General features: G+C 60.7%; 15 protein-coding genes and 2 pseudogenes. 12 read left to right on the top strand and 5 right to left on the bottom strand.

Translation table 11 applies throughout. The features are described 5' to 3' along the window. Positions 1-38: 38 nt before the first annotated feature. Positions 39-776, bottom strand: a complete 738-nt coding sequence (locus ABH915_RS06110) for a hypothetical protein (protein ID WP_370118952.1) — start codon at positions 774-776, stop codon at positions 39-41. Between the two features lie 153 nt (positions 777-929). Beyond that, positions 930-2,189, bottom strand: a complete 1,260-nt coding sequence (locus ABH915_RS06105) for a S8 family serine peptidase (RefSeq protein ID WP_370118949.1) — start codon at positions 2,187-2,189, stop codon at positions 930-932. 227 nt (positions 2,190-2,416) lie between these two features. Here ABH915_RS06105 and ABH915_RS06100 point away from each other — a divergent pair, with 227 nt between their 5' ends. Both ABH915_RS06100 and ABH915_RS06095 read left to right on the top strand, forming a co-directional pair. Beyond that, positions 2,417-2,896, top strand: a complete 480-nt coding sequence (locus ABH915_RS06100) for a hypothetical protein (RefSeq protein WP_370118946.1) — start codon at positions 2,417-2,419, stop codon at positions 2,894-2,896. A gap of 27 nt (positions 2,897-2,923) precedes the next feature. Further along, the gene (locus tag ABH915_RS06095) at positions 2,924-3,388 is read left to right on the top strand and encodes an alkaline phosphatase D family protein (RefSeq protein WP_370118943.1); all 465 of its coding nucleotides are present in this window, start codon (positions 2,924-2,926) and stop codon (positions 3,386-3,388) included. Between the two features lie 31 nt (positions 3,389-3,419). Here the strand turns inward: ABH915_RS06095 and ABH915_RS06090 are convergent, their stop codons facing one another. Continuing rightward, positions 3,420-4,268 carry an esterase/lipase family protein gene (locus ABH915_RS06090; protein WP_370118941.1) on the bottom strand — a complete coding sequence of 283 codons (849 nt, stop codon included), beginning with the start codon at positions 4,266-4,268 and terminating at the stop codon, positions 3,420-3,422. A 489-nt stretch (positions 4,269-4,757) separates the two neighbouring features. Here ABH915_RS06090 and ABH915_RS06085 point away from each other — a divergent pair, with 489 nt between their 5' ends. From ABH915_RS06085 to ABH915_RS06065, 5 genes and pseudogenes are all read left to right on the top strand, one after another. Beyond that, the gene (locus ABH915_RS06085) at positions 4,758-5,348 is read left to right on the top strand and encodes an HNH endonuclease (protein ID WP_370118938.1); all 591 of its coding nucleotides are present in this window, start codon (positions 4,758-4,760) and stop codon (positions 5,346-5,348) included. A 47-nt stretch (positions 5,349-5,395) separates the two neighbouring features. Continuing rightward, positions 5,396-5,611, top strand: a complete 216-nt coding sequence (locus ABH915_RS06080) for a hypothetical protein (RefSeq protein ID WP_370118935.1) — start codon at positions 5,396-5,398, stop codon at positions 5,609-5,611. A gap of 120 nt (positions 5,612-5,731) precedes the next feature. Next, the gene (locus ABH915_RS06075; protein WP_370118932.1) at positions 5,732-6,550 is read left to right on the top strand and encodes a hypothetical protein; all 819 of its coding nucleotides are present in this window, start codon (positions 5,732-5,734) and stop codon (positions 6,548-6,550) included. A gap of 285 nt (positions 6,551-6,835) precedes the next feature. Then, positions 6,836-8,104, top strand: a pseudogene (locus tag ABH915_RS06070) (flavin-containing monooxygenase); the annotation flags it as partial. Positions 8,105-9,153: 1,049 nt separating this feature from the next. Continuing rightward, positions 9,154-9,817, top strand: a pseudogene (locus tag ABH915_RS06065) (GntR family transcriptional regulator); the annotation flags it as partial. A gap of 27 nt (positions 9,818-9,844) precedes the next feature. Here the strand turns inward: ABH915_RS06065 and ABH915_RS06060 are convergent. Continuing rightward, complete coding sequence (locus tag ABH915_RS06060) at positions 9,845-9,994, bottom strand: hypothetical protein (RefSeq protein WP_370118929.1); 150 nt, start codon at positions 9,992-9,994, stop codon at positions 9,845-9,847. Between the two features lie 295 nt (positions 9,995-10,289). Between ABH915_RS06060 and ABH915_RS06055 the strand changes: the two genes are divergently transcribed. From ABH915_RS06055 to ABH915_RS06035, 5 genes are all read left to right on the top strand, one after another. Then, complete coding sequence (locus ABH915_RS06055; RefSeq protein WP_370118926.1) at positions 10,290-11,351, top strand: hypothetical protein; 1,062 nt, start codon at positions 10,290-10,292, stop codon at positions 11,349-11,351. Positions 11,352-11,805: 454 nt separating this feature from the next. After that, positions 11,806-13,284 carry an ATP-binding protein gene (locus ABH915_RS06050; protein WP_370118923.1) on the top strand — a complete coding sequence of 493 codons (1,479 nt, stop codon included), beginning with the start codon at positions 11,806-11,808 and terminating at the stop codon, positions 13,282-13,284. After that, positions 13,268-16,018: a Z1 domain-containing protein gene (locus tag ABH915_RS06045; protein WP_370118920.1), complete on the top strand. Its 2,751-nt coding sequence runs from the start codon at positions 13,268-13,270 to the stop codon at positions 16,016-16,018. The genes ABH915_RS06050 and ABH915_RS06045 overlap by 17 nt, the downstream gene beginning before the upstream one ends. Further along, positions 16,011-17,009 (top strand): PD-(D/E)XK motif protein, encoded by a 999-nt coding sequence (locus ABH915_RS06040; RefSeq protein ID WP_370118917.1) that lies wholly within the window; start codon positions 16,011-16,013, stop codon positions 17,007-17,009. Before ABH915_RS06045 ends, ABH915_RS06040 begins: the two co-directional genes overlap by 8 nt. A gap of 202 nt (positions 17,010-17,211) precedes the next feature. Continuing rightward, a complete protein-coding gene (locus tag ABH915_RS06035) occupies positions 17,212-17,700 on the top strand; it encodes a DUF4357 domain-containing protein (RefSeq protein ID WP_370118914.1) in 489 nt (162 codons plus the stop codon). A gap of 51 nt (positions 17,701-17,751) precedes the next feature. Here ABH915_RS06035 and ABH915_RS06030 read toward each other — a convergent pair whose 3' ends face one another. Then, positions 17,752-19,383 carry a DNA cytosine methyltransferase gene (locus ABH915_RS06030; RefSeq protein ID WP_370118911.1) on the bottom strand — a complete coding sequence of 544 codons (1,632 nt, stop codon included), beginning with the start codon at positions 19,381-19,383 and terminating at the stop codon, positions 17,752-17,754. Positions 19,384-19,517 lie beyond the last annotated feature (134 nt).

Below are 19,517 nucleotides of genomic sequence, written 5' to 3'. Positions count from 1 at the left end.
ACGCCGGCGCTTGAGGACCCGCGCATGGCCTTAGAAGGCTAGGGCTGGGAAACATTCACGAGTTCTGACCGGCTCCCTGTTTCCAGATCCTCGGTCAGGACCAGCGCACCGACCTGGGGGCAGTGATATTTATACTCCCGTGCATTCTTCTCAAGCGGCGTCCAGTCGTAGACCTTGACGCAGTCGGTGTAGGTGCCGGATTTGGTGGCGACGGTCTCTCCGGTGGCGGCGGTGTCCCGTATGTCTTCCGCATGACCAACGTAGAATTCCTGCCGGTAGGAATCGCCGACGCGCTGTTCGGCCTTCATCCAGATGCCGGCTTTTGCCCCATCCCGTCCATGTAAAAAACTGCCGGAGTGGTTCACCAACACTCCATTCAGGTAGTTGTCCACGTCCTCGCCGAAGTACCACACGTCGCCGTTGTTGTGTTGCGCCAGGTAATCCCGGGTTTCCTCGACGAGCTGACCGTTCTTGTATTCCTTATCCAGATACACCACCGTCTCGACGCCCTCGATGGTCATGGTCTCCGGCAGGATTTCGATCTCAACCCTCTCAGTGACTTTTCCCTGCTCGGTGGTCTCGTACGTTAATTTCTTGCCGACAGGGAGGGCGAAGTACTTGTTGGTGATCTTGGTGGTGAAATCGGCAGGGCTGATCTGCGGGTTGTACTCCGCGGCCCTGCTCTTGTTCGTGTTGTTGACGGCAAATAATGTCGCCCCACCCACAACCAGCAACAGGACGATCACACCAAAGAAGATTTTGGTTCGTCGATTCATGACCGCTCCCACCCCTTCTGAGTAGAAATTCCGGCAGGGGGTCAGAGCACCGTTGCTTGCCCGTGGCCACACCCCCGAGCAGGCTGCGCTCAAACGCCAACTGAAGCACAGCTCAAGTCCTTCCGTGACATGGGAAACGTGGCGGGCTGTAACCTACCGGACGGCTTTGTCTGCGTTTACCCGCCCATGTGCCCAGTATGTGCCCGTGCCAGAGATCTTGTCGGCGGTTGACTCGACGTTTGCGCGGACTGACGTATTTGTGGCGCCAGCGTGGGAGCTCCAGGCGAGCGCGGCAGTTGCAGCGACGATGGGTGAGGACATCGAGGTCCCGTTGCCGACGTCGTACCCGAAAGAGCGATTGTTCTGCGTCCCGAGGACAAACGTGTGGTTCGGGAACGTTGAGTAGACATTCACTCCGGGTGCTGCGACGTCCACCCAGCTGGCTCCGTAAGTTGAGAACGATGCCTTGGCGTCGGTGTTGTCGGTAGCGGCGACGGCAATGACGTTGGGGTATGCGCCCGGGTAGATCTTGGCCTGGCTACTGCCGTTGCCTGCTGCGGCAACGAGCACCACACCCTTACTCCAGGCGTTGTTGATGGCAGTTTCGAGGGTGCGTGACGCCCGCACTCCGAGGCTCATATTAATAACCTTCGCACCGTTATTCACGGCCCAATTGATACCGTTCGCAAGGCTCGAGCTCGAGCCGACCCCGCTGTCGTTGAGAACTTTGCCGTCCAGGATGGTGCATCCCGGACACACACCGGCGACGCCAACCGTGTTGCTGGCGGTGGCGGCGACAATGCCGGCCACGTGCGTGCCGTGCCCGTAGTTGTCCTCACCGGCTTTCCCGTTGCTGAAGTTGGCGCGTGCAGCAACCTTCGGTGTGATGTCGACGTTGTCGCTGGCGACACCGGAATCGAGAACGGCGACTTTGATGCCGCTCCCTGTTGTGACGCCCCAGGCTTCGACGGCGTCGACATCAGCGTCCGCTGCGCCCCCTGCTACAGACAGCGTGTTGGCGGTGTTGGTAAATGCCTGACCGTTGTTTTGCAGAGCGTACTGGCGGGGGAAATACTCGTCAGCCGAAGCGGCGGTAACGGTTTCGTCCGGCTCGGCGTACTCAACTGACGGATTCCGACTGAGCGCTTCGACGAGCTGGAGCTCCCGGCCGGCCGGTACCTTGACGAGTTGAGCGCCAGTGCTGCCGACCCCGGGGCCCTCCCCGAGGCCGTGCTGGCGCAGTACGCCCGCTGCCGAGCTATTGTCGCGGAATTTGACGATGATCTGCCCGGCACTGGATGACGACTGGGTCGCCGCGCTGTTCGTGGTCGCTGCGTTGCCTGGGGCTGCCAACGTGATGGTGCCGCAGCCTATGACTACCGCCGCGAAGCCAGCTATAACGGTTCTTTTCATGCGGAGTATCTTGCTTCAATCTGCGCCAGGTAGATAGGGTCGGCCGGCACATTACGTGCAGGCGTCCCGGGCGACGTGGTCATCGTCTCCGCCGTCGTCGGGAGGTTCTATGGCCCCCTCGATGTGGACCTCCTCGAGAAATAGTCCCCCATCACCGGGCTGGATGCTCCCCGCGGGTCTAGGGTGAGACGGTCGGCACTCGCCGCGAAAACCCTCAAGGAGGGTGCATGACTTCCAGCCAGTCCAGCTCCGAACAATTCGGACAGCATCTGAAAAGCGTCGGCGGCTCAGAGGCCGACGCCGACGGTTCCGCCTACGTCGTCACGGAGGACGACACCGTGGAAAGCGTCGTCTCGGGCCTCCGGATGAAACAGCAGGAGCAGGGCAATCTGGCCAGCGAGCCCTCCATCCTCCATGCCTCGGCCCAAGTCCTCATCAGCAGGCGCGATGAGAAGGATCCGGCCCATCACGCCGGGACCTCCCAACCGGGGACGTATCAGCTGGACATTCATCTTGGCGGCGGCCACAGCACCCGGGAATCCATCCCCGAAAAGGACCTGGAATCCGCCCAGATCTGGGCACAGGGACGGATCGACGCCGAAGGTGCGGACTTCGGTGCCATCTACTTTCCCTCCGGCGGCGGCATTGCCCCCGGAACGGGTGCACTGGAGTGCAGTTACGACCGTGCGGTGGGCTGGTACCGGTAGGCTGCGTGCCCCCGGCATGACCAATAGGTGACGCCCCCGCTGTCGGCTGCACTGAAGCACAGGCCGTTCCGGCAGCGTGTGGCCGGAGAAGCTCGGGACGGCTATGCCGCGTCCCGCCGCCGCATCACGCAGGGCTGGGTGGACGCGAATGTGCGCAACGCCGTCGTCCTCACCGGCGACGTGCACCGCAACTGGGCCAACGACGTCAAGGTCGATTACAAGGACCCGGCGTCGCCCGTGGTCGGCTCGGAACTGGTGTGCACGTCCATCACGTCCACCGGCAACGGCTCAGGCTCCACCACTGACCCGGTAATGGCCTGGAACCCGCACCTGAAGTTCACCAACGACAACCGCGGCTACGTGAACACGAAGATCACGAAGGACGCCATGACCGCCGACTTCCGGACGCTGGACTACGTCACGACGCCGGGCGCTCCCGTCTCCACGAAGGCTTCCTTCGCGATCCGGGACGGGGTGCCGGGCTTGCAGTAACGCCACTCCCCCGGCCCGCCGCCACTCACTCCTAGATGCAGCTGGGCTGGTAGGCCGGGTCGGCGGGATCGGACACCATGCCCAGTGCGTGGGACACAATCTGGTGCACCACGGGGTCGTTCGGCGTCTGGTCATGTTCGATCGGGTCGGCCGGGCACTTGTCCTGGATGGTGATGTTGGTGACCTGCCGCGCCGGCCCGCTGAGGAACTGGCTGTTGTAGGGAACGACCACTTCATCGTGCACCGTGGAGATGACGGTATAGGAGGGTCCCGCCACCGTATCGCCGATGGAGTTGAGCTTCTGCATGAAAGCCGACCCCGCCTGCTGATCTGCGCAGGCGGCACAGCCGACGCCGGTGTAGTCGGGGTCCGGGACAGCGCCCGGCTGCGGGACGATCACACCTTCGGTGCCGTGGTTGGAGGGCGCGATCCCGATGAGCTGATGGACATTCTTGGCACCGCCGAGAAAGCCCATGTAGTAGCGGGGCATCATGCCGCCCTGGCTGTGGCCCACCAGATCCACCTTCTTCGCGCCGGTGGCGGAACGCACCTTGTCCACGAACGGGGCGAGCTGCTGCGCCGAATCGGCGACCGGCGCGGTGGCATACACGCCGTTGGTCTCGCCGTAGTTGAGGGCGAAGACGCAATACCCGGCGCCCTTGAGGTATGGCGAGAGGGTGGACCAGTTCTTGTCCATGCTCTCGAAGGTTCCCGGCACCAGGATGACAGGATACGGGTGCTCTGCGCTTGGCTTGCAGGACCAGTCATTGGCGCCCGGCGGGGAAATCTCAACAGCTCCCGCATGGGCGGGGGCCGCGGCCAGCGAGCCGGCCAGGACGGCAGCGGCGGCGGTGGACAGGACTTTGGCGAGCAGCGACATTGGAAACCTCTTTGTTCGTGTGTCAGCGGGCTGCGGGGCCGGCAGTATTCGGTGTACTGCGGGTCGGCCAGCGTTGCCCGGATACTCAAACCTAGGCAGCCCGGAGCCCATTACGGCCATGGATTTGCACGGATGTGCACCAAAACCGGTTCCGCGGGCGAACCCCTGTCCGCACTGAAATGAGACTCCCTTCGACCCAAAGCTACTGGTCAGTACACTCTTTTCGCCGGGGGGACGGCCTGGGAAAACCGCCAGACGCGCTTGCACAAACGTTCATGCCAGCGGACGCCGGCGTCGCCGGCCGTGGCGGTCGCCAGCTGGGCGCAGTACGAGCACTGCTACTGCAGTGGCCCCATGGATTGGGGCACCAGCCGTAGCTCACGAGGAAATGGCATGAGCACCGCAGACGTGTCAGCCCGCCGGTACGATCTCTCTAGCTGCAGCGCAGCACGGATTCGACCGGGCTGAAGATCGATGGGGGACGACTGAATGCTGGAACTGAAACGCATTTACTGGAGCCGCCAGGCTTTGCGCGTGGCCTATTCGGCGGTGGTTATGTGGTTGGGCGCCTCCGTTGTCCTGGCGCTCATGCCGAAGGTCAATGCGGCGGGCAGCCGCAGCGCAGCCACAGTCGCTGAAATTCTTCGCGGCATGGTCGACGGCGTTTTGGCCGCGGTCTCCGTCCCCGGGCTTTTCCTGGTGGTTCTGACAGTTGTTGCAGCCGTCATTCGCGCCAGAGACCTGAAACGCCGCGATCCGGTCCGGCGCTTCAGCCGCCAGCAGCGCCGGGAAGGCCTGGCACGCGCCGGCGGCCAGTGCGAGATGGAGTCCGGACTCCGGCGGCGGTGCCCACGGCCTGCTGAGCACGGTGACCACTTCTACCCGTGGTCCAAGGGCGGATCCACCAGCCTGCAAAACTTCGTCGCGGCCTGTGCCAGGTGCAACCGGACCAAGGGCGCAAGGGTTCCCTCGCCCGGTCAGCAGGCAAGGATGGAACGACGACGGCAGGAGTACGTTGCGCCGGCCGGTCCCGTTAGCGTCGATCACGTCAGCGTCGGTGCGCGGCAGCCGCTCGCCTGAACGTCCGGAGTCGAAGCCTCGCCGGCCTGTTCGCGCCCACCATCGGTGTGAGGCTGGGTGAGGCGGACAAGGAGCTGCTCGAAAGTACCGAGCGGACCGTGCCGTTCGGGCAGGCCGAGCGTCCGACGGGCGGCTACACCGGGCTACCGGAGATCTGGAACGCCGTGGGCGACGGCGATGAGGCGAGGGCAGGGGCCGGCCTTGGTGGAGAAGGCATTCGAGCACGTGGCCGGGCTGCCGCCGAAGGAGCCGAAGGTTTCTAAGTCCCGGCCCAAAAGACATAGATGACAGATTTTGTTTAGTAGAAAAGTCTATATCGAACGCGAGTTCCAGTGCTAAGGTCGGCGAGAACTTTCATGTAAATCTGATTTGTGGGGGCACAAATGAATACACGCTTTGGGCGCAACGATATTCGATTTCCGGACGGAATGTCTTGCCAGTCGGCCGACGGCAAACGGCTTTCCCCAGTTTCTGGTCGGCTAGGGAAAACCGCAGTCATGGCCAGCGCCACTCTCCTGGCGCTTACAGCTTGCGGAGGCCAAGCTGCGGCCTCATTCCCCGCTGCGTCAGCTTTTAGATCAGCTTCCGAGACTCCAACGGCGTCGCCCACAGCTACTGCGCCCGCAACAATCTCCTGCACCACGGAAGATTCAAGTGAAATCCACCAGCAAACTGTCTTTATCTGCACGAAGGCCGACGATGGAAAGCTGCTGTGGATGGAGCAATCAGCATCAAAGCGGGTAAAAGATGCTCGGGCAGCGGCCGCCTCGCTCGCCCTTAAAGCCGCTGCCGCCAAGGCAGCTTCTGATGCAGCCGCCAAGGAAGCGGAAGCCAAGGCTGCGCAGGAACAAGTCGCGGCGGAATCCGCACGCCAGCAGGCTGCAGCCGCGGAAGCCGCACGTAAGCAGGCTGCAGCCGCGGAAGCCGCACGTAAGCAGGCTGCAGCCGCGGAAGCCGCACGTAAGCAGGCTGCAGCGGCGGTTGCCGCAGCGAAGGTTCAAACCCCCGTTCGGCCGTTTGTCCCAGCAGCTCCCTCTGGATGCGATCGCAACTATTCAGGTGCATGTGTACCGATCGCTTCTGATGTGGACTGCGCCGGCGGGAGCGGCAACGGTCCAGCGTATGTACGAGGACCAGTGACGGTCGTCGGAAGTGACATCTATGGCTTGGACCGCAACGGTGACGGTGTTGGCTGCGAATAGCGCGGTCTTCTCCATTCAACACGTGACCCGTCCGTGATCCTGCACCGGTATGGGGATAGGTTCACCATAAACCGAGCAGCATGTCGGCCTCCCCCGCGGGTGTCGTAGTTGCCGCATATCCGCTGAGCTCGCCACTGCCTTCGCTAGGCCCCAAGAGGGCAAGCAGTTGCGGGGGACGGCGGCAGCGCCCCTTCACGCCGTCGTCGGGCACCTATACGTAGCGACGCAGCGGGCATATCCTGCCACCAAAAGCAAGCCCTGCACCTTGGCTACGGTAGAAGAACCATGGAAGCCCCGACGGCCGCCCGACCTGCGGCTCCGCAAAGCATCAACACCCTTATCGTCGGGGCCGGGCAGGCCGGCCTGGCCACGAGCTACTGGCTGAGCCGCGCCGGCGTCGAACATCAGTTGCTGGAACGGCGCGACAAGCTGGGCGGGGCGTGGCAGGACCGGTGGGACGCGTTTTGCTTGAACACGCCGAACTTCTCGCTGGCGCTGCCCGGCATGCCGTATGACGGCCCGGCCCCGGAAGCGTTCATGCTGCGGGATGACGTGATCGGCTATTTCAGGCGCTATGCGGAGAGCATCGGCGCTCCGGTCCGGACGGGTGTGGATGTCACACGCATCGCGCCCACGGAGGGCGGCGGCTTCACCGTGGCCACAAGCCGGGGCAGCTGGCGGGCCCGGAACGTGGTGCTCGCGACCGGCGGCTACCAGAAGCCGAAAATCCCCGCGCTGTCGGCGCAACTGCCCAGTCACCTCCTGCAACTTCACACCGACAGCTACCGCAACCCGGGCCAACTGCCCGACGGTGCCGTGCTCATCGTTGGCGCCGGCCAGTCCGGCGGCCAGATCGCCGAGGAACTGCTCGCCGTCGGCCGCGACATCCACCTGGCGGTGTCCACGTGCCCGGAAGCACCGCGCCGGTACCGCGGCCAGGACCTCCTCTATTGGATGATGCAGCTCGCACAATTCGGCCCCGACTACGGACTGAACGGCCTCACCGTGGGGCAGCTGCCCTCCCCCGCGGCGCGGTTCGCCTGCAACCCGCCGGTGTCCGGCGCCGACGGCGGCCACGACATCCACCTGCGGGACCTCGGCCGGCGCGGCGTCCGGCTGCACGGCCATTTGGAAGCAGCCGACGACGGCGACCTCGTCTTCAGTGATGACCTTCCGGAACGCCTGGGCCTGGTGGAAGCGGCGTTCTACCAGCGGATGAAACCGATGTTCGACAGCTATATTGCCGCCACCGGCATGTCGGCACCGGAGCCGGAACCGCCGCGCAAGGACGACTGGCTTCCTTCGGAGCCGCCGCGGCTGAACCTCGACGCCGCCAACGTCACGTCGGTCCTCTGGGCCACGGGGTACCGGCTGGACTTCAGCATCCTGGACATCCCGGTGCTGGACGAATGGAACTACCCCCGGCACCACCGCGGCGTCACCGAACACCCGGGCCTGTACGCCGTCGGGTTGCCGTGGCTGACCGGGCACGGCTCGTCCATCGTGGCGGGCGTGGGCCGCGATGCCGAATACATTGCGCAGCACATCGCCGGGAACACCGCCGCCGGTGACGGCGACGTTCAACAGGCGTGGCTACTCCGCGCAAGGCCCGTCGAAGTCCACTGGCGCGGCGAGGCCGACCGCGCTGAACCATTCCCTGGCCCATGCCTGGACCGAGGGCATAGCGAGTTGCTCGGCAACAAGCTCCGGCGGCCCGCCGAACACGGACTTCCCCTCCTCCAGGAGGTCCCCGGTGCCGCTGCCGGCGAGGAGCCCGAAGAGGGCAGCCTGGTCGAGGAAGGGAAGCGTCCCGCCGTCGCCGTCGGTCAGCACGCCCCAGCGCGAGGTGAACAGCGAAAACTCCTCCGGAGGATCCCCGTGGTCCGCCACGAGCGGGCAGGCTTCGCCGTTGAGCTGGATCCGCCGGTAGTTGGGCTCCGTTTCGTCGAGGGCCATCAGTTGGACATCGTCCAGCCATGAAAGCCAGACCGCTGTGCACTCTCCCATCAGCGGATACGGGGCGGCGGCGATGTAGCCGGCCTTGCTCACGTGGGCGGAGTGGCCGACGGCGATGTTGTGGAGCTGCCCCCGGACCAGCGGCAGGACCGCGCTGACCGTCTGGTTGTAGTTGGCGAATTTCCGCCGCATCACGTCGGCGCTTGAATTCGAGCCGATCGAGACCAGCAGGGACCGGGCTTCCAGCGGTGCCGCGCCGGCTTGCGCAAGGGCTTCATCCAGGCCGGCCGAAGGCTCCAGGGGCCGGAATTCATCGCCGTCCATGACACCCGAGGCCACGGGCGGGTCCCACGGGTACAGCAGCGGATCGAGATGGCCGGCGCCGCCGGCCCCGCTCAGCCCCACGGGGTCAGCCGGGTGAAGCCGGGTGATTCCGCCGGCATCATGCTGCATTCTAATCAGGGTGGCCCGCTTTCGTGGTCGGGACTTCCATTGTCCCGCACTCTGGGGGCGCCGGGCCTTCGGCGCTTAGGGCGCCGGCCTCGCCGCTTCGGTTCGAGGCCCTTCCCGCAAGTGGGCCTTGTCCAACCAACGCGTCACACTTGTCGTACGCTGGAATTCCCGAACACCACTAAGCGAGGCATAACGTGCACGAGGACGCCGCCAAGTTCCTGTCCCAGCCGGTGGAGGCCCAGCCCAGCTCGCCCCTCCGGGTTGCCGTGTACTCCCGGATCGCCGAGGCCATCCGCAACAGCCTGCTTACGCCCGGCTCCATGCTCCCCACCGAAACGGAGCTCGGCGCAGACATGAAGGTCAGCAGCACAGTGGTCCGCGAGGCCCTGATGCTTCTCGAAGAGGATGGTCTCATCCGGGCCCGCCGTGGTGTCGGGCGGTTCGTCGCCGATACCCTCCCCCGCATCGGAATCGAGCGGATCCGCCCCTTCGAGGAAGTCCTCGGCGGCCCCGGGCAGAACATCGAGATCAAACGCATCCAACGGCAGCGGCAGCCCGCCTCAGAATTCGTCGCCCCCGGCGTGGGCGTCGAAGCCGGGCGCCGACTGCTGGTTCTGGGAGTCGGTCCTGATCCGCGACGGTGAAGCCATCGCCCACCTGCTGGAAAACATCTCGGCCCTGCCTGTGAGACTGGGGAGCAGCTCCGCCGCCGCCGCGCCGTTGGAAATCGACAACGACGGCGGCAGCACCCTGCTCGCCATCCTGAACCACCGCTTCGGCCGGGTCCTCGGGCCCGGCGAATGCCAGATCAGCCTGAGCCAGGTGGGGCCCAGCCGGGCGAAACTGCTGGACCTGCGGGCCCCGCAGTCCTAGCCTGCAACAAACTCAGGCGACCGCCGCGCCCACGCCCGCTGCCGTCGTCGTACTTTCAACATCCGCAAAGCCCTGCAGCAACTCCACCAGGTGCGGCGCGAAGTCGCCGTCGAGCTCCAGCACCACTCGGCAGCGGGCGCCGGGCTGCTCCGGGTAGTCCACGTACCGCCCGCGGAGCTCGCAGATGGTCTGGCCGCTCAGGCGAAGCTCGGAACTTCGGATTGCCCGGCATCTCGGAAATGAGGTTCTCGTTTCCTTCCTCCGGCTCCACCCCGTTTGCTGACCTGGTTGAAATTCGATCCTGTTCTTGTCTTGGGGTCGTTAATCCTGCTGCCACGACTGTGGCCGGCGGCGCCTCGCCGGACCGCTCAATGTCTGCAGACAACGGGATATGAAAGTGTCTGGGGATAGCATTAGGACGCCGCAAAGTCTTTGTTGAAGGGTGACATAAAAACCAATGGCCAAACGAGCGCAGTCCAACCTCAGCGGTGATCTCGGCGAGCTTGACGTGATCAGGAAATTTTTCGAGATCGGTGCGGCCGTCAATTCGCTTGCCCAATCGGACTATGGCTGGGATGCTCACGTTCACACGCCCACTGAAGCCCACAAGATCGGGGAGTTGCCATCTTCGTGGGACATGTCTGGACTAACAGCTCATGTCCAGATCAAGAACAGCATGAGTGGTTCAACGGCGGACGTTAACGTAGGGACATTGCGTGGCTGGGTCGCTGGCAGCCAAGTGGGCACACCCACCTTTTTCTTCCTCATCTATAAGGGAGTACCTCGTTACTCATCCCCGAAGTGGCTTAGGAAGTACTTGGCCGATGCTGACGCGCAGGACAAGAAGGATACGGATGACAAACCCTTCGGGAAGCGAATGACCTTTGAGGTTGATTTCGACACTTTTGGCGGCCTGCTCCGGCTATGGACTCGACATTCGCGCGTTCTCATCCACGAGCACGTCTCAGTTGACGACTGGGCACAGAAAAACGCACGGCAGATGAAGGACCTCGAAAAAATATTCATATCCCAAGTAGCTCTCGCCTGGCTACAGGCACACCAACCCGACCACTATGTACCGCGGGTGGGTGAGCAGCTGCCCATCGTGCTTCCCATCATCTACGCGGGCTGGCAGGAGCTGGGGCACCCTGAATCCTTGCGGCTCAGTCCGAAACAGTTCTGCACTGAGTACTCCCCTGAATTTCTTGCTTTTGCCGAAAAGACCATGGGTTTCGTGCTGGAAGTTGCACGGAAGTCGGATCCTTGGAAATGGCCGCAAGCCTCCCTCGCTACCTCGTACGCGCTCGCCACAGATATGAAGTCGAGCCTCGATGAGGCCATGACTCTGGTGCGAGACGTAATGGCCTACTACAACCTGTGCCTTGAGCGTGCCCGAAAATGCCCGCCTTCACCACCCAGCAAAACTGTCACCCCTTGGCGAGGCAGGAGCAGAGCGCCCCAGAGGCCTCGCCGGCGAGGCCGGTCGTTGGAGTTTACCGACAGCGGTCACAACGGATAGTCGAACTTGCGGCCAGGGAGCACACCCGCGACGACTGGCCCTCCGTAAGTACGCTCCTGCGAGGAGTCAGTATTTTGCGATTGCGGTTACGCATTGTGCGAGCAGCCAAGAGCCCCAAATGTACATTCTTGGGCCGCAACAACGCCAACTTCCCGATTTGGTAGAGCCATCCTCGACTAGTCGCTGACGTCCCCTTCCTACCGAACGTCTACTCCCCGGGGTCGCCGAGGCCATCCGCAACAGCCTGCTGACGCCCTGCTCGAGCTTCCCACGGAAACGGTGCTCAGCGCGGTACTCAGAACCCCTCGTGCGCGGATGGATTGGTCGACTCAGGAGGCCAGCGCGTCGCATGGCGATCCCTTTCGAGGGTAATGAATCAAGCTGGTTAGAATGCAGTGGGCGATTGCAGGCCAGCTAGTCACAGCTACTGGTCTGCGGCGATACTAATGGAGCTTTGGCGGTCGTCGACGACCACTGTTATCGAGGGGAATTTATGGTGGAGACTCGCGAGGCCATTGAAGTACTACCATCGGCTGCCCGGCTGGTGAACAGCCTTCGGGATGTCGGCTACTCATTCCGGGGCGCGGTCGCTGACCTCATAGACAACAGCATCGTTGCTAACGCGAACATCGTCTCAATCACAATGGCTTGGGGTGGTGCTGATTCGTTCATTCGCATAGCGGATAACGGAGATGGGATGGACCCCGACCGGATCACTGAGGCTCTCAGGTTCGGATCAGACCGCGAGTACAAGCCAGACGACCTCGGAAAATTTGGTCTGGGCCTCAATACGGCAAGCCTGTCACAGTGCAAGAAGTTCGTGGTGTCGTCAAGGTCGGACGCCGGCGGTGAACGTATTCATGCCAGAGGCTTCGATGTGGATCTCATCAACGAACGCGATGCGTGGCTAATCGAATCGATACCTGAGGAAGAACTCCACAGGGCATCTCTGGAGCCACTGACTACGGGTAACGGCACCTGCGTGGTTTGGTCAAAGCTGGACCGCATTTTGGGCGATCACTTTCAGGATACGGAAAAATCACGGGACCGGTTCTTTGATCACGCTGAGGACTTGCAAAGACATCTTGGAATGGTCTTCCACAAGTTTCTGGAAGGAACGGCAACGAGCCGCCTTGGTCAAAGCCTAGAGATCCACCTCAACGGGCGCCCTATAGAGCCATGGAATCCCTTTGCACTGGAGGAAGAAGCCACGCAGCAATTCAGCGACGACCAGTTCGACGTATCCGGGTCAGGGGCCTCGGGAACGGTGAGAGTGACTGCTTACATCCTCCCCCGCAAGGACGAGTTCTCCTCGGACAAAGAGTTCGAGAGACTCTCGGGCCCGTCTAAGTGGAATCAGCAGCAAGGTTTCTATGTCTACCGCTCCGACCGGATGATCCAGTCGGGCGGATGGTCCAGGCTCGGCGCCGCCGACGAGCATACCAAACAAGCGCGTGTGGCCCTTGAGTTCTTCCCCGAACTGGATCCCGCTTTCGGCATCAACATATCCAAGATGTCCGTTGTCATTCCCGGGTCCTTGCGCGAGATATTGAAGCCCAGAGTGGCATCGCTGCGCGGTCAAGCCAAACGCTCGTACGGGCAAGCTTCGGCAAAGAAGGCTGAGGCAAAGGACAAAACGGGCTCGCATCCCAACGGAGAAAGTCACAGAGAGAAATTAGACGTTGCCCCACCGGTTCAGCCCAATTCCGGCTTCGGAGTTGTCCCTGCTGGTAGCCGCGCAACTGGTGCAACGAGTGTTGCCCCGCTTCCTTGGCCTCCTGCGCCGGTCCCACCTCCGCAGCGCGTCCTTCTCACTCGTCGAATGAGTTTGGAGAAAGCTGCTGACGCCGTCGGGGAATCCGCCGCCCTCCTCAAAATAGTTGAAGCCCTTATCGCAGATAACCCGGAAGTAGCACATGAACTTGGTTGGTAATCCAGAAAAGTATCGAGAGCAGGCGCATGTCGTCCGAGGTTATTCTGCGACGTCAGGGACCAGCATTGAGCAGGCCATCAATCTGCTTTATCCCGCGCTGAAGAATGAAATACTTAGCTATTTCGCTGCCGAGGAGAAAGTGATCACTTTTGCGAAGCCTGGCGCGGTAGTAGTGCCTGGCGGTCCCCTTCCCTGGATAAAAGACTACGACCCAAGCAGTGGTTACCTCTGGAGTACCCTAAATCGCTATCTCAGCACGCGGAAACATTGGCATACGGACACGGTTGACGACCTAGATCACTGGTCGACCAAGATCCTGTCGTATATCGAGGATCCTAAAGATGGCGCCCCCTATGCAAAAGACGAGTTCCGAGTTGCTGGCCTCGTATTGGGGTACGTTCAGTCCGGTAAGACGGCCAACTTCACAGCGCTCATCGCGAAAGCTGTAGATCGAGGGTACAAGCTCGTCATCGTACTGTCAGGCATTCACAATTCACTCAGGGCGCAGACGCAGCGTCGATTGGACCTGGAGCTCGGGCTAGTTGACGACAACCGGGGTGTGGGGAAGGCACCCAAGGAACACGCCATGTGGAACATCACCCAGTCAACAACGACTGGGGACTTCAAACCTGGGACTGATGCGGCACCCCTCCGCACTGGGATGCCAGGACTGATGGTGGTCAAGAAGAATGCCACGGTCCTCAACCGCGTGAACGAATGGCTTGACGATGACTTGACTGACCTTCCTGTGCTGATCATCGACGATGAATCTGATCAAGCTTCGATAGACACCAAGTACGACGGCGCCTATTTCTCTGACCTGAGCAGCGCCGACCAAGGCGATTTTGCCCCCGATAAGGAATTGGATCCATCAACGATCAATGGGTTGATCCGCGAACTTGTGGGGAAGTTCAAACGAGTTTCCTACGTTGCGTATACGGCGACTCCGTTTGCCAATATATTCATCGATCCGAATGCAAGCACGACAATACATGGTCAAGATCTCTACCCAAGCAACTTCATCATCAGCCTCCCCCGCCCCGGGGCGTATGTTGGCGCTGAGAAAATATTCGGACGGCCGTCGCTCGGCGAGGAGGATGAACCGCTTCCCGGTATGGACGTAATCCGGCACATACCGTTCGGTGAAGTCCCGTTGCTGACGCCTGGGCGGAAGGACGAAGCGGATTGGATTCCGATAGTCACGCCAAGCCTCAGGCTCGCGTTCATGGACTGGATCCTAGCCTCCGCCGCAAAGTCTGAGAGGCTAGGCGGCGGCATGAGCAGTATGCTCATCCACACGTCGCACAAAACCGACTTGCAGAACCGCCTGTTTGCCGAGCTCTCCACCCACATCAAGCGAGTTCGTCAAGAGTGGCTGTACGACCGCGAAAATCTGCGCCAAGCCCTCCGCCAGCGGTGGGAAACGGACTTTGTTCCGGTCGTTTCGAGTTACGACCTCAACAACGTCCGGACGTTCGAAGAAATCGAGCCGGCGATTGATCAATTCTTCGAGCACTCAAGCTCTTTCGAACTAATCGCATTGAACAGCACCAGCAAAGACATCTTGGACTATGAAAAGGATCCCAATCTCACGGTGCTCCTTCTTGGAGGGAACCGCCTGAGCCGAGGTCTGACGATCGAGGACCTCACAGTGTCCTACTTCTGCCGCAATGCCAACAACTACGACACGCTCTTGCAGATGGGTCGCTGGTTTGGTTACCGAGCCAAGTACGCAGACTTGACGCGGCTTTGGACCACAAAGGAACTAGTCGCTAAATTCCGTCACCTTTCGCTTGTCGAGGAGGAGCTTCGGGACGAAATCAAGATGTACGAGCGCGATAGGCTGACTCCACGGCAGATAGCCCCCAAAGTTAGAACCCATCCGGCCATGCTTGCAACGGCCACGAGTCGGATGGGCAGTGCGGAGCAGGTCGAACAAACTTATTCAGGACGCCAACTGCAAACCGTTCGATTCATGCTGGAGAACTCTCCTTGGCTGGAAGACAATCTCGTCAGCACCCGAACCCTCATTCAGTCCCTGGGGGAACCTCATCTGAAACGAGGATCAACCCAACAACCGATATGGCAGGGGATTCCGTGGGAATCAGTCGTTGGATTCCTGCAACATTTCCATTCCGCGCAGGAAGCCTCTTCGTTCGATTCGGCAACTATTGCTTCTTACATTCAAAGAATGGCAACCCGGCATTCGGAGCTAACCCAATGGACCGTATCCGTCGTCCACAGCCAGTACCACCCGGAGAAGTACCAAGTCGACTTTGGCAATGAATTCCTCGGGCCAGTCACTGCAATGACGCGCAGCCGGCTGAAGTCAGATGATTTGTCTGTCGGCGTTCTCATGAGCCCAGCAGTAGCGGGCAACTTCAGAGCCAGCGACGAATCAGTCGGTCTGAGCGATGAGCAGATTGCAGCCGCCGAGGCCAAGTTTGCAGAAGACCAAGCATTGGCTTCGGATGAGCAAGCAGGCATCACCATGGGTTACGCCCTCCGAGAGCAGCGAGACAAGACAGAAGGTCTGCTGCTCATTTACCCGATTAGTCCCTATTCGAAGGGTTCGAGCCAGAACCGCCAAGATCTGTTCGATGAACCGGACGGCAAGCCGCCCGTTATTGGCGTGGGCCTATCACTTCCCACTACGCGAAATCCCACTTCGGTCCCCTACGTGCGCGGACGTGCAGCCCGCAAATTGCCCAGTGAGGATGAATCTGATGACTGACTTAGAAGAACGTTGGAGTCAGCTTCTAATTCCGACTGATGCTCACCAAGGATTCGAGGTTGATCCGGGATCTGGCGTGTGGCTGTCCTTGGATGGCGAAGGTCGCCGCTGTGTCCTGCTGCGCAACGACACAACTCGTCCCACCGGAGAAGTCTTCTTTGAGACGAAAGGTGTCTCAGCTTCGATTGAAGACCTTCAACTGGCTGGGCACCCGGTCAGTTCGTTCGTCGTAGTCGCCTGCCGCGATCATCGTTATTGGGAACCGTTCCTCGCTTTTGCCGAGTCAATCCGCGAAGAACGCCAGGACACTTCAGAAGACAACGTGGCACTCACGCTAAGAGTGCTACGCACTTGGCAGTGGCTGTGGAAGGTGGATCCGTCCGACCTTACCCGTGACACCGCGCTTGGCTTGATTGGCGAGCTTTGGTTCCTCATTCGCTGGGCTGACATATCGCGGTCGTTGGAAGCTTGGTGCGGACCGCTGAAGAATGTGCATGATTTCGCCGGGCACGGTGTCTCTGTCGAAGTAAAGACGTCCCAGTCCACTGCCGTGAAGGGTCCCGCCCACCGAATCAATAGCCTTCAACAGCTAGCGCCACTGGAGAACGGAAATCTCTACCTCTTTAGCCTCGTCGTAGCTCCCGATAACGCGGCAGGAAATACGCTGAGCAAGTTGGTGACCATCGGCTTGGACAAGCTGAATCGAGATCCGTACCGGAGAGAAGAATTCCTACGCAAGTTGTCGCTAGTTGGCTGGGGGGTCTCGCTCAATAAGGAATTCGATTTTCCGTTCCGAATCGTGTCGGAACAGCTTTACCTAGTGAATGAGTCGTTCCCCGCGCTAAACCCGGCTTCCTTCCCGGATGGCATCCCCCCTGCGGTGACAGGCATTGGTTATAGTCTGGATCTTTCCGCCTGCGCCGAATGGGTAGTCGCAACCACTGCAGAGGACGGTCGGAGCTTGCTGGAGGGTCTCAGCGTTGCTGATTGATTCGATTAGCCTGCTACGGGTGGACGAATCCATGACGACCTTATGGAGCACGGGTTTCTGTCAGTTGGTCGGGTCCGCCCAGTACCGACCGGGGACTTGGCAGTCTCGAATTTCCGCCCAACAATTTCAGTGGCTCGGCTCCGCTGCCGCCAGCCTGGGAACTGATAGCTCCAGACAACCCACAGCGTCGCAGTCACTGATCATGACCGCCGAAGGGCAAGAGTGGCGGGTCGAAGAGCATGACCCGCCGCGAGACCCGAACTATTGGCTCATCTCTTCGATTATTCATGGCATCGTGAGCAGAGCCGTCTGGGCTCCGCTAGATCCATCCGGGGTACTGGACTACTACGGATTCAGTCTCCAGCCTCCGGTCTACTTAGAATCGGGCGACGCCAAAGCGACCGGCCATGCAGTTAACGGAGGTGTTTTCGTCTTGGCGGGAGCCACTGCATCGACGTCAGAAGCACCCTCCCTAAACGGGAACTACAAGCTGATTCGTCGAGAGATGATCGACAAGGACCAACTGCATCACTCGGGTGAACATCTGATACTCACAGAACATGTGTACTTGGATTCCCCGTCCAAGGCTGCGTGTGTCCTAACCGGTTCCACCTCCAACGGTCGTCAAATCTGGAAGACCGCCACCGGTGAGCCGATTAGCCGCCTGCCAGGCTACGCCGACTACACGTAAAACGTAAACCTGAGCCGGGTCAAGGCTAGGGTGCGCCGGACAACGATGCGGCTACAGCGCCGGAACGGCGACCTTGTATGCCTCGCTGCGAAAGACGTGCTGCTGGTTCGTCGATTCTCTGTCGTTCAGGCTCACAGTGTGGTCCGTGTGGTCCGGCGCTTGGTGTTCGGCAGTCCTGTCAAGCAAAACCGCTGGTAAGCGAAGTGTCTCGGCGACTTTCTGAGCGATCTGCGCCGCCAACAGCGGCGGCACGGCGTTCCCGACCTGGTGGTACTGCTGTGTCCTTGAACCAGTAAAGAAGTAGTTGTCCGGAAACGTCTGTAAGCGCGCCGCTTCCCGGACCGTCAGACTTCGCATTTGGCTTGCATCAGGGTGGATATAGTAGTGGCCATCCTTTGCGATGTGCGACACGACCGTCGTAGACGGCCTATCCGCGAGCTGGACCCGAAACCGGTCCACAAATGGTGTGTTGGCTTTACCGATGTTCTTATGCTCTGGTTGCAGTTCGCTGGGTAGGTCATCCAACTTGGGGGCCCGCCCAAGGAGTGCCGCTTGTGCCGCGAGGTATCCGTATCTCTTGATGTCTTCCGCCATGTGGGACCTGCTGCTGTGAAGCGTGACACCGCCCATTCGTGGGTCGAGTATCCACTTCTGGAATGCGGATTCGGGAGCCGGCGCGGAATAGTTGCGGAGGAACAATCCCCCCGGCGTCAACTTTGTTGGTTTGACGAATGCTGACTCAGTTAGGTCGCCCTGACCGAGGATAGCGGTGACCTCGTGCGTCAGTATGGACCAAGCCAGCGGGCTGTCTTCCCTAGCAGGAGAGATTGTGGAACGGAGCCGTGGGAGGTCGCCTATAGCGTCGCTAACAGTTACGACTTCCTGGGGGTCCAAGAAGACTCGAGACGTCCTCTCCAAGGCATCAGTACGAATACCCAAAAGTATGACCCGATGGCGTTTCTGTGGGATCCCGTAGTCCTCGGCGTGTATAACGAAGTCTTTCGGTTCCAGTTGGCCTGCAGGCTCATCAACGACGAGAGAACGAACCTCATACATGACACCAGGAGACGGCTCCGAAAGGTCCCTCATGATCAAGTCGAAGGTCTGATCCCCCTTGTTCGTTGAGGAGAGCAAGCCTTTGACGTTTTCCATAACAAAGACCGTGGGACGGAACCGCTCAATGATGTGGAGGTATTCCTTGTAGAGAAAGTGCTTGTGGTCGTTCTCAAACTCTTCATCATGCTTACGCCTCGACCGTCCCGCCAATGAGTAAGCCTGGCAAGGGGGGCCACCTATTAGCACCCAGTCGTCGGAGGGAGACTCTAGTGACTCAGCCAGCGCCCTTCTAATCGTTTTATCGACCAGCGAACGGTTCGTCTCCCCCAGTTCGAGCAGGTGAACTTCCTCTCGGGCGCGGCATAGGGCGTCGCTCACCACGGGGTCAGCTGAGAAATCCTCCCACGACAGGGATCCCTGGACGTACCTGTAGTAAGCAGCGGGAACACCCGCTCCGCGCTTCATGAGGCGGTAGGCAGTGCGCAAAAGTAGGGTTCCATGCGCATACTTATTCATCTCGAACGAGGCGACGGTCTTGAAGACTGGCTTCCCTACATGCTCACCGATGCTGGAAAATCCTTCGTTTAGGCCACCAGGACCAGCGAAGAGGTCAACAATCGGGATCATTTGGGGGTCGCTTTCAAAGTAAATCTCGCAATATGTCGGTTCCAAAGGTACCAGGCTGCGAGTGAAAGACCCGTATCCATGGGGGATCACGTCGCTAGTCGCCGTACACCGGCAAGCCTATTCTTGAGGACCGA

This window comes from Arthrobacter sp. MW3 TE3886 (genome assembly GCF_041262145.1).
Lineage (GTDB): Bacteria > Actinomycetota > Actinomycetes > Actinomycetales > Micrococcaceae > Arthrobacter.
The sequence above is the reverse complement of the archived record's forward strand: the minus strand, read 5'-3'. Positions and strand labels throughout refer to the sequence as shown.